The organism is Cohnella abietis, assembly GCF_004295585.1.
Taxonomy (GTDB): Bacteria; Bacillota; Bacilli; order Paenibacillales; family Paenibacillaceae; genus Cohnella; species Cohnella abietis.
On the sequence record NZ_AP019400.1, the window covers coordinates 6,744,192 to 6,753,455 of the forward strand.

The following is a 9,264-nucleotide window of genomic DNA, read 5'->3' on the forward strand; positions in this document are numbered from 1 at the left end:
AGATAACTAGCTTTATTTCGTTCCTCTCAATATAGTATACGAAATTTTAGGGGTGCAAGGCGTAATATTCCATATTTCGACAAATAAAAATATCCGGTATTGTCATGAAACGATCACCACGTTCGTAAAATAGAAAAAAAGCTCGTACGGATGATAGTCTGCATTGGGGGGATGTACATGAAAATAACGTCCGGTGGATTCGAAGTTGTTTATCACGGTAGAGTATTCTCCTATGGGATGAGCCCGATCGAAATCACATTATCCGAAGAGAATGATCCTTTGACGTTCGTATTCTGTATTGAACACGAGCCGGAACGGGATGACTTCACGACGGACATCCGCCTTGTCCGACACAATGAGGTCCGAATTGCATGCATCAACTTTCCAAGAGGCAAACCTACCGGCAACCAGGACATGATCCATCTCGGGGTTCTAAACAACCGCAAACTGTCTCTACGTTACGAGGTGACCATCAATTTCGATTTGACAGCTTGGTTGCTGAACTTTACATTTTTCGCGGGGGAAGGAGTCTCGGATAATGAATAAAATCGAAATCCAAGACCAAGACCCTAAAGTCGCCAGTAAGATCATCGCAGCGAACGCGGAGAGCGAGAAACGCAAAGCCGAGCTCGGTTTCCTCGGTAAGTTCTTCGGCTCGGGGGACTACGTCCGCTTATACATCGTAGGCACGATTGCTCTCGGCATTCTCCTCATCGCGCTGGTCTATACTCTAACTCCAGACAAGTTCCGTTCGGCTGATTTCGGATTAAAGGAATTGTGGTCACTGGTGCTTCCCATCGAAATGACGATTATCGGATACTTGATAGGATCACGATCGAAGGAAACCGGTGGTTAAATCTCGCCTGATACGCACACTAAGGTACTTTAAAAATCAAAAGGAAGCATAAGTTTGCTAAGCAGCAAATCATGCTTCCTTTAAATTACGGATTATCGGTTATACTAGTACGGCTTGTTTTTCACCCGATAAGCCAAGCGTCTGAGCCGTTGAAGTATGAATTTCTTGGATAAGCTCTGGGTTTTTTAACAATGACACGCCGTAAGAAGGAATCATTTCTTTAATTTTCGGTTCCCACTCTTTAATATGTTGAGGGAAGCATTTCTTAATGACTTCTAGCATGACGTGAACAGCAGTAGAAGCACCCGGAGAAGCACCGAGCAATGCTGCTATTGAGCCATCCGCTGCACTAATAACTTCCGTACCAAATTGAAGCGTTCCTTTGCCGGCATCCGTGTCTTTGATTACTTGTACACGTTGACCTGCTACAACCAAATCCCAATCATCGATGCTTGCGTTGGGGATAAATTCACGTAGCTCCTCCAAGCGCTTTTCTTTCGATAACATCACCTGCTGAATCAGGTATTTGGTCAATGACATGTTTTTGGCGCCTGCAGCCAACATAGTTACGACATTATTCGGCTTTACAGAAGTAATCAAATCAAACATAGAGCCGGATTTGAGAAACTTAGGTGAGAAGCCAGCAAAAGGGCCAAATAGCAACGATTTTTTATTGTCGATAAATCTTGTATCAAGATGCGGCACGGACATTGGAGGAGCGCCAACCTTAGCTTTTCCATACACCTTTGCATGATGCTGCTCGACAATATCCGGATTATTGCACACCATGAATATCCCGCTTACCGGGAATCCTCCAAGACGCTTTCCTTCAGGAATACCCGATTTTTGCAGCAAATGTACGCTTCCGCCTCCGCCTCCGATAAAGACGAATTTGGCAGTATGGCGTTCAACGTTACCACTATCGACATTTCGTACTTTTAGTTGCCACGAGCCATCGCTAGTACGTTTAATATTATCAACACTTTGCTTATATTTTATATCAACGTTTTTACTCTTTAAGTGGTCAAACAGCATGCGCGTTAAAGCACCAAAATTGACGTCTGTTCCAGAGTCTATTTTGGTTGCTGCAATAGCCTCATTCAATGGACGATCTTGCATAATAAGCGGGATCCATTCCATCAGCTTCTCAGGATCATCTGAGAACTCCATCCCTTGAAACAGTGGATTGTTTGACAAGGCTTCAAAACGCTTCTTCAGAAAAGCGACATTTTGTTCCCCTTGTACCATACTCATATGAGGCAATGGCATAATAAAATCCTGCGGATTATTTACCAGCTTGCTGTTTACAAGATAAGACCAGAACTGCATGGATAGCTGAAACTGTTCATTTATATTTATAGCTTTACTAATATCTATAGATCCGTCTGGTTTTTCGACGGTGTAGTTAAGCTCGCACAGTGCCGCATGCCCAGTTCCTGCATTATTCCATTCGTTGGAGCTTTCCTCGCCTGCATTTTCCAGCTTTTCAAACACTTTAATTTCCCAGTCCGGTACTAATTCCTTCAGAAGTGTCCCCAATGTCGCACTCATGATTCCGGCACCAATCAAGATAACATCTGTTTTAGTTTGTCCGTTGCTCATTTTTACCGTCCTTATTCCCTACGTTTTGCAGAAAGGATGTAGACGATCCTGCTTAGGCGCCACAGCAAGCCAGAGCGCGACCTTGTCACACATCTTTTCTGGATCAATTATTACCCTATCACTTAGTGTATCACTATTAATAATAGATTAAAATATTTATTACTATTATATGATAGTTATTAGTTACCAGTGCATCTAATACTTAGCTTTCCGCAATATAAAATGGCCGATTCCATAAACTTGGCGTGGAGTATAGATGGCATTCTAAGTTCTTTAAGTGGTACATTTACAAACAACATGTTTATTGAGAGGAGTAACACAATGCAAATAAATATTCCTGGACGAGAAAGCCTTACACTTACTCACCTCGTTCTAGATTTTAATGGAACAATTGCTCTAGACGGGCTGATTCTTCCGAGTGTCAGAGAAAAGCTTGAAGAGCTTAACCCATTATTAAAAATTCATGTATTAACTGCTGACAGTAATGGGAGTGCGGCTACAGAATGTGAAGGTTTTCCCGTAGAGCTGCATGTTATTGGTAAAGATAATCAGCGGGAGGAAAAGCGGAAGTTTATTAGCCAGCTTGAACAAGGCGTTGCTGTTATTGGCAACGGTGTGAATGATGAGCTCATGTTTCGAGAAGCTGATCTTTCGATTGCAGTAATTGGAAAAGAAGGCTGTGCAACGGTAACGTTAATGTCTAGTGATATAGTCGTGACAGACATAATTGACGGATTAGACTTGTTAATCAATCATCATCGTCTTATTCCTACACTTAGAAATTAAATAAAGACCGATCCGTTCCGTCATGAAGAATGACGGATCAGACCGACCCGAATCAACACATCTCTAAAGCACCTTATATTCGCTTCGTTATTAGAGCAAAATTCTGTTTTCCAATATATTTTTCATACTGATATGAGACTTTGATGGTCCGAACTTTATAAGTGTATCTTGAAATTCAGCGAGCTCCTCAATAGAGGCGGTTTGTACCTTAATGAGATAATTATATTCTCCACTAATGCGAAATAAATCAGTTACTTCCCTAGCCTGTTTACAAAAATCGGTAATTTCTTGGCAATGCTCTGTTTTTAATAGAATAAACGTGGTCGTGCCTCGATTCATATCCCGTAAATTAAAAATGGTGTTATACCCGGAAATGATATTTTTCTCTTCCAGCTTAATCATTCTTTCTTTAACGGATGGTTGCGACATCGAAACCTCTTTGCTGATTTGAGAAACGGACATTCTTGCATTGTATTGAAGTAAAGCCATAATCTTTTTATCAATCTCATCCATAAGATGTTCCATATCAAGAGCCTCCTAACCTTATTTATAAAATAAACCAATTTAACTAAAATACCTTTTATTATGCAAGCATACTACTATAAAGCACTTATCTCTTGTATATATCTCATATTTTAATGCAATTATAATAAATATAAATGAGATAAGGGAGCGATATAGATGAGCGTTAAAGGTCTCTCGCATGTAGCGATCCAAGCAAAAGATTATAAAGCAACTATTACATTTTACATTGAGGTTTTAGGGTTCAAGCTAGGTCATCATTGGAGTTTACCATCCTTTCAAATTAAAGAAGCTTCCATGCTCATTTCACCTGACCAAAGAACCTGCATTGAGATCTTTGATAACGATGCCGTCATCCCCGCCCAGGGGAAGAAGGCATTGTCTGAAGAAGATGTAGCTCACGGAGCTTTATTACATTTCGCCTTCTATGTGGATAATGTAGATGAAATATTTCAAAAAGCCCTTGCTCATGGAGCAAGGGCTTTTGTACAACCGGATTACCTTTCTCTTGGCGAGCCGCCTCTTCTAGTAAAAAATGCTATCATCCACAGTCCCAATGGGGAAATTATCGAATTTATTGAAGATGTTGATTTTGATATGTCTACTAACACTATGTAAATTAAGCCGATGTTCGTGTTCCTAGGGTCGGAATTTTGTCTCTAGCTTCCTTCAGATTCCACCTAACGATGGACACCCTTGCTCTTGGCTAGTGGTTGGCAACTACAAGCCCCCACAGCGGACTTTCACCACCTAGTTAATCGCCATGCATGGCATACTGAAAATGGGGCTATCCCATAAGTGAGCTTATGGGATAGCCCCTGCTTTGACCTCGTTGCTCGAAATATTCGAACAACACCACTTAATCGCGCCTCTTCCGGTCCTCGTTGCTCGATATATTCGAACAACACCACTCAATCGTGCCTCTTCCGGTCCTCGTTGCTCGAAATATTCGAACAACACCATTCAATCGCGCCTCTTCCGGACCTCGTTGCTCGAAATATTCGAACAACACCACTCAATCGTGCCTCTTCCGGTCCTCGTTACTCGAAATATTCGAACAACACCACTCAATCGTGCCTCTTCCGGACCTCGTTGCTCGAAATATTCGAACAACACCATTCATAGTGCCTCTTCCGGTCCTCGTTGCTCAAAATATTCGAACAACACCACTCAATCGTGCCTCTTCCGGACCTCGTTGCTCGAAAATATTCGAACAACACCACTCAATCGTGCCTCTTCCGGTCCTCGTTGCTCGAAATATTCGAACAACACCACTTAATCGTGCCTCTTCCGGACCTCATTGCTCGAAATATTCGAACAACACCACTCAATCGTGCTGGGTCATGCCCTGCTAGAGTTGTAATTCCCTCTCCAACGGTCGGTGTCTTGTTACTTATGGAGGCTATTTCCGCTATGTTCCGATGACCATTTCCAGCTCCATGCCAAGCACGTTGGCCAATCGCTCGATTTGTTTTCCCGTATGGCCAACGCCCAATGCAAAATGGTGGGTAGGTCCGGCTGCGCACCATCTCTCGATAAAGTCAGCGACACTGCAATTGAAGCTGCAACGGGTATTGGTATTGCCGGTTTGCGGAATTTCGCCTTTGATCGATTCGCCTTCGGCAGCAATCATCTTGTAACGGCCATCCGCGGTCTGGGAGATTCCCAGCAAGGTAACTGGCCCCGCTTGGATGCTGAATTCCACGCCGATGCCGGAGCCGCTTTTGCCGTGGAACAAATCCAACCCTCGAATGATCGGACGGCTGTCGCTGATCTTGACGTTATGCGGGCCGTCATGCCCAACGAGTACGATCTCGTCCACGAAATCGCAAGGATGCAGCTCGGCGAAGGAACCCCCGGCGTCTAACCGATCCATAATCAGCATGGCCGCGCAAGTCTTAAGATCCGCTTCTCCCGCGAGTGGAATCCCCTTGCCGGTGAGGAGCGAATTTCCTAGGACCATGTTCGAGCCGATCCGTTCGTATTCATTGTTATCCAGCCCGCGATAGTAATAAGCAAGACCAGTCAAACCGTTCTCCATTATCAGCTTGTCGAGTCCGACTGCCACCTTGGCCGACCATTCCAAGTCCTCATGCTTGATCGGCCGTGTCACCGGATCGATGAACGGGTCGGCGATTGTGAATACGCTCTTGATTTCTTCTATTTTATCCGCGATCTCGCTAACCTTCGCGTCATTCACTAGCTTGGCAAGGTCGCACATCTCCAACATTTGGACATGGGAGCCGAAGGCAGCCGTGAACGCTGTCGGATCGGAATTCATATCGTACATGCCTTCGTAGGTATGGCCCAAATAGCCGATCCGCGCGTACTTAAACGCCCGCCGGGCATTCGCGACCTGGCACCACGATTTCAATTCGCGGACTACTCGCGGATCTTCATGTAGCGTCCCCACGATCATGCCAGCCGCCGGCTTTCCGGCGCGAACGAGCACCCCGCTGATCTCAGGCAACGAGCAGATATTATCATTCGCCAACTGCATATATGTCGTCGTGTTCCGGTAATCCAACCGTTTGAGCGGTTGCAAGGCGACCAAGACGGTAGGCACTCCGAGGTTCATAATGGCAGTTGCAGCCGATGACGACGTGACGTACGTACTCAGATTACAGAATAAGAAGTCTACATCTTGGGCTCTCAGCCGAGCGGCCGCTGCGAACGATTTGTCCACGTTATCTACAAAACCCGCCGATACGATCTCCACGTCGTAGCCGCTAAGCATCTTCTCGAACTCACGACCGTAACCCTCGAGTTCCTCCCGCAACCCCGGAAATTGTCCCCAATACGGCTCGTGACCAACCGTTATAACGCCAATGCGAGCTTTAGCCCTTGTAAACAATGGTATACTCATTTCCACTTCCACCTTTTCGCGATTAGTGCTATTGATTGTCAATCTAATTCCAACTGATCAGTTCGATCTCCCCGTTGCCCCCGGCACCGGCACTAGCCCCCGTAGCCAATCTTCGATAATCGATCGTTCTGCGCTCGTCTGGCAACAGATCGAAGTAATTGTCTGAGAAAACATACTCGCCGTGGAGCAAGACGGCTTTGGCATATCGATCCGCAGTAATGATTAGGCGGCCTCCTTCGGTCCCTTCCTGCCGAGACTCAATGCGTACGCCGGAAGCTTCAAGCTCCATGTCCGCCGGAATACCCGTAAAATAAACGCATCGATCCTCGCCGAACGGACCCGAGATATCCATTACCAGCAAGTGAGAGTCGTCCAACAGCGCGTCCAATTCCTCCAATGGCACCGTCTCAATGGCGGAAGATGTTCCTCCCCCTACCCCGAAGCTGAACTCCCGACTCCACCGAGAAGCATCGTCGGCTTTGCCGTCCAGCTTCAACACTCGCAGTCTTGCCGTCCCCAGAATTGCTTCAGGCTTGTCGTTGCATACCCAGAATGTATACCCGCCTTCCTTTTCCTGCCGATCGATCGAAGCGATAACCGGACGGGCGGCTTTCTTGAACCCGTAATAACCGCCCTTCGGATACCCGTAATAATCGACGAGGCTCCATCCGCTCGCCGGCCAGCAATCGTTAAACATCCAGAACAGAATGCCGCCCGTATAAGGCCGGTTGCGTCTGTACGCCTCGAGGACGAGGCGGGTAATCTCATGTTGAGCGTAGGACATGTGCCTAATCTTCTCGACCGTCGAGACGGCCGGAGGCATCAGCTTATCGGCAAGCGTCTCAAGCGCGCGGAAGAGCGTAAAGTCGACTAGCCCGGGATGGTTCTTCGTATGATACTCTAGCATGTCGAATGAAGGATCGTTCAGATCCTCCTCGCTCATGAACCGCCTCAGCGTATGAATCTCCGGCGTGCCGAACATTGGAAACTCCGGGCAGAACCGGCTGAGCAAGCCTGCGAAGTAAGCTCGGTAATCCCGCATGTCCGTATGGCGCAAGTAGTCGAAAATATCGAACAACGCACCGGTGTAATGCGCGGTGCCGATCGTGAATGAATTATTCTTGTTGCCGCCGAAAGGGCTCGTCGGCAAGAACGAACGGGACGGATCGAGCTCTGCGCACAGCCTGCCCGTAATCCGCTCGGCAATCGCCCGTCCGGGGTAGTCCGGATCATCTTCGCCGTCGAACATGCCGTTCTCGTTGTCGCCGTTCCACATGATCAGGCTCGGGCGGCTGCGAAGCGAACGGATGACGCCTTCGGCCTCTACGGCCAACGAAGCAGCCCATTCCCCGTCTTCTTCGGGATACGTACCGCATGCCATCATGAAATCTTGGAAGACGAGAATCCCTAGCTTGTCGCACCCGTCCCAGAAGGGCTCCGGCTCGTAGATACCCCCGCCCCAGCAGCGAAGCATCGTCATATCGGCATCCCGGGCGAGACGAAGAAGATTCTCGTAATGCGAATCCGGGATACGCGACGGAAAGGGATCGCTCGGCACCCAATTGGCTCCTTTGCAGTAGATGGGGACGCCGTTCACCAATAGCGTGAACCCGCTTCCGGGCCGCTCCCCGTTCATGTCCCACTCCGCGCTTCGAGCTCTCAACTCCTCGGTCGTACGCGCCTCGGCGCTCCCGGGCTTATCCGGAAGCTGCTCGATTCGCGCCGTGCGAACGCCGAATGAGCACTCCCGCTCGTCGACGATTCCCGTTTCTCCGTAAAGCTTCGCGACCGCCTTATACAACGGCTGGCCGCCGTATCCCGCGGGCCACCAGAGCTCGGGTTCGGCCAAGTCCGCCGTCAGCTCCAGCTTGTTCCCGAGCAGCTTGCGCGACGCCTCCCATACGATGCGGCCGGAAGGATCGAGGATGGCAGCCTCGACTCTGAGCGGCTGCCCGTCATGCCGGATCGTCTCCAATGCGAAGCCGATGGCCGCTCCCCTTCCGTCGATCGCCTTCGTATGGACATAGAGATCTTCGATCGCCGCGACGTCTTCGAAGACGAGCCGGACAGGACGCCAGATGCCATAGCTGACGAGACGTCCGACCCAATCCCATCCGAACGTGCACTGCATTCGCCGCACGTAGAGGCGTTCGCTCGTGAATGCCGCTCCGCGACCGCTGTAGGGCTTATTCTCGACTCCTTCCGCGATGGTACGGAACCGGACTTCTAGCTCGTTCGTACCCTTCCGCAGCAATCCCGATACGTCGAAGCGGTAGCGGACGAACATGTTGTCCGTCCGCGCTACCCGCGTCCCGTTCAGATATACGTCCGCGAAAGTATCCAGCCCCTCGAATTCCAGCACCATGCGCCCCGCGTCCAAGCGTTCAACCTCGAATTCGCGGGAATACGTCCATCGCCAATGCTCGACCCATGCGCAATCTTCCGCCTGCTTGCGATAACCCGGGTCCGCGATACATCCCGCCGCGAGTAAATCCTGATGCACGTGTCCGGGCACGCGAGCATCGATATCGATGCTCGTCGGACCGCCCTCGGGTCGTTCGCCTTCGCCCTTTAACTTCCAATATCCATTCAACATTATCGTTCGTTTCATCGTCGTTGTCCCTTCTTTGGT

General features: G+C 48.6%; 8 protein-coding genes. 4 read left to right on the forward strand and 4 right to left on the reverse strand.

The window, feature by feature from the left end; all coding sequences use genetic code 11:
- Positions 1–177 precede the first annotated feature (177 nt).
- Together KCTCHS21_RS29535 and KCTCHS21_RS29540 are read left to right on the forward strand one after the other, a co-directional pair.
- Complete coding sequence (locus KCTCHS21_RS29535) at positions 178–546, forward strand: DUF6864 domain-containing function (RefSeq protein ID WP_130616062.1); 369 nt, start codon at positions 178–180, stop codon at positions 544–546.
- Positions 539–856, forward strand: coding sequence for a hypothetical protein (locus KCTCHS21_RS29540; protein ID WP_130616063.1), 318 nt, complete (start codon positions 539–541; stop codon positions 854–856). The genes KCTCHS21_RS29535 and KCTCHS21_RS29540 overlap by 8 nt, the downstream gene beginning before the upstream one ends.
- A 99-nt stretch (positions 857–955) precedes the next feature.
- Here KCTCHS21_RS29540 and KCTCHS21_RS29545 read toward each other — a convergent pair whose 3' ends face one another.
- On the reverse strand, positions 956–2,458 hold the full coding sequence (locus KCTCHS21_RS29545; RefSeq protein ID WP_130616064.1) for a malate:quinone oxidoreductase: 1,503 nt from the start codon (positions 2,456–2,458) through the stop codon (positions 956–958).
- A 321-nt stretch (positions 2,459–2,779) separates the two neighbouring features.
- Between KCTCHS21_RS29545 and KCTCHS21_RS29550 the strand changes: the two genes are divergently transcribed.
- Positions 2,780–3,244, forward strand: coding sequence for an HAD family hydrolase (locus KCTCHS21_RS29550; protein WP_130616065.1), 465 nt, complete (start codon positions 2,780–2,782; stop codon positions 3,242–3,244).
- A 90-nt stretch (positions 3,245–3,334) separates the two neighbouring features.
- Here KCTCHS21_RS29550 and KCTCHS21_RS29555 read toward each other — a convergent pair whose 3' ends face one another.
- Positions 3,335–3,769, reverse strand: coding sequence for an Lrp/AsnC family transcriptional regulator (locus KCTCHS21_RS29555; RefSeq protein ID WP_130616066.1), 435 nt, complete (start codon positions 3,767–3,769; stop codon positions 3,335–3,337).
- A 156-nt stretch (positions 3,770–3,925) separates the two neighbouring features.
- Between KCTCHS21_RS29555 and KCTCHS21_RS29560 the strand changes: the two genes are divergently transcribed.
- Positions 3,926–4,384: a VOC family protein gene (locus tag KCTCHS21_RS29560; protein WP_130616067.1), complete on the forward strand. Its 459-nt coding sequence runs from the start codon at positions 3,926–3,928 to the stop codon at positions 4,382–4,384.
- A gap of 793 nt (positions 4,385–5,177) precedes the next feature.
- Here KCTCHS21_RS29560 and KCTCHS21_RS29565 read toward each other — a convergent pair.
- Together KCTCHS21_RS29565 and KCTCHS21_RS29570 are read right to left on the reverse strand one after the other, a co-directional pair.
- Positions 5,178–6,632, reverse strand: a complete 1,455-nt coding sequence (locus KCTCHS21_RS29565) for an L-fucose/L-arabinose isomerase family protein (protein ID WP_130616068.1) — start codon at positions 6,630–6,632, stop codon at positions 5,178–5,180.
- 43 nt (positions 6,633–6,675) lie between these two features.
- The gene (locus KCTCHS21_RS29570; protein ID WP_130616069.1) at positions 6,676–9,243 is read right to left on the reverse strand and encodes a beta-mannosidase; all 2,568 of its coding nucleotides are present in this window, start codon (positions 9,241–9,243) and stop codon (positions 6,676–6,678) included.
- Positions 9,244–9,264 lie beyond the last annotated feature (21 nt).

Excerpts from the sequence above, each read along its gene's own strand:
- KCTCHS21_RS29535 (WP_130616062.1), top strand. The coding sequence starts at position 178 with ATGAAAATAACGTCCGGTGGATTCGAAGTTGTTTATCACGGTAGAGTA.
- KCTCHS21_RS29540 (WP_130616063.1), top strand. The coding sequence starts at position 539 with ATGAATAAAATCGAAATCCAAGACCAAGACCCTAAAGTCGCCAGTAAG.
- KCTCHS21_RS29545 (WP_130616064.1), bottom strand. The coding sequence starts at position 2,458 with ATGAGCAACGGACAAACTAAAACAGATGTTATCTTGATTGGTGCCGGA.
- KCTCHS21_RS29550 (WP_130616065.1), top strand. The coding sequence starts at position 2,780 with ATGCAAATAAATATTCCTGGACGAGAAAGCCTTACACTTACTCACCTC.
- KCTCHS21_RS29555 (WP_130616066.1), bottom strand. The coding sequence starts at position 3,769 with ATGGAACATCTTATGGATGAGATTGATAAAAAGATTATGGCTTTACTT.
- KCTCHS21_RS29560 (WP_130616067.1), top strand. The coding sequence starts at position 3,926 with ATGAGCGTTAAAGGTCTCTCGCATGTAGCGATCCAAGCAAAAGATTAT.
- KCTCHS21_RS29565 (WP_130616068.1), bottom strand. The coding sequence starts at position 6,632 with ATGAGTATACCATTGTTTACAAGGGCTAAAGCTCGCATTGGCGTTATA.
- KCTCHS21_RS29570 (WP_130616069.1), bottom strand. The coding sequence starts at position 9,243 with ATGAAACGAACGATAATGTTGAATGGATATTGGAAGTTAAAGGGCGAA.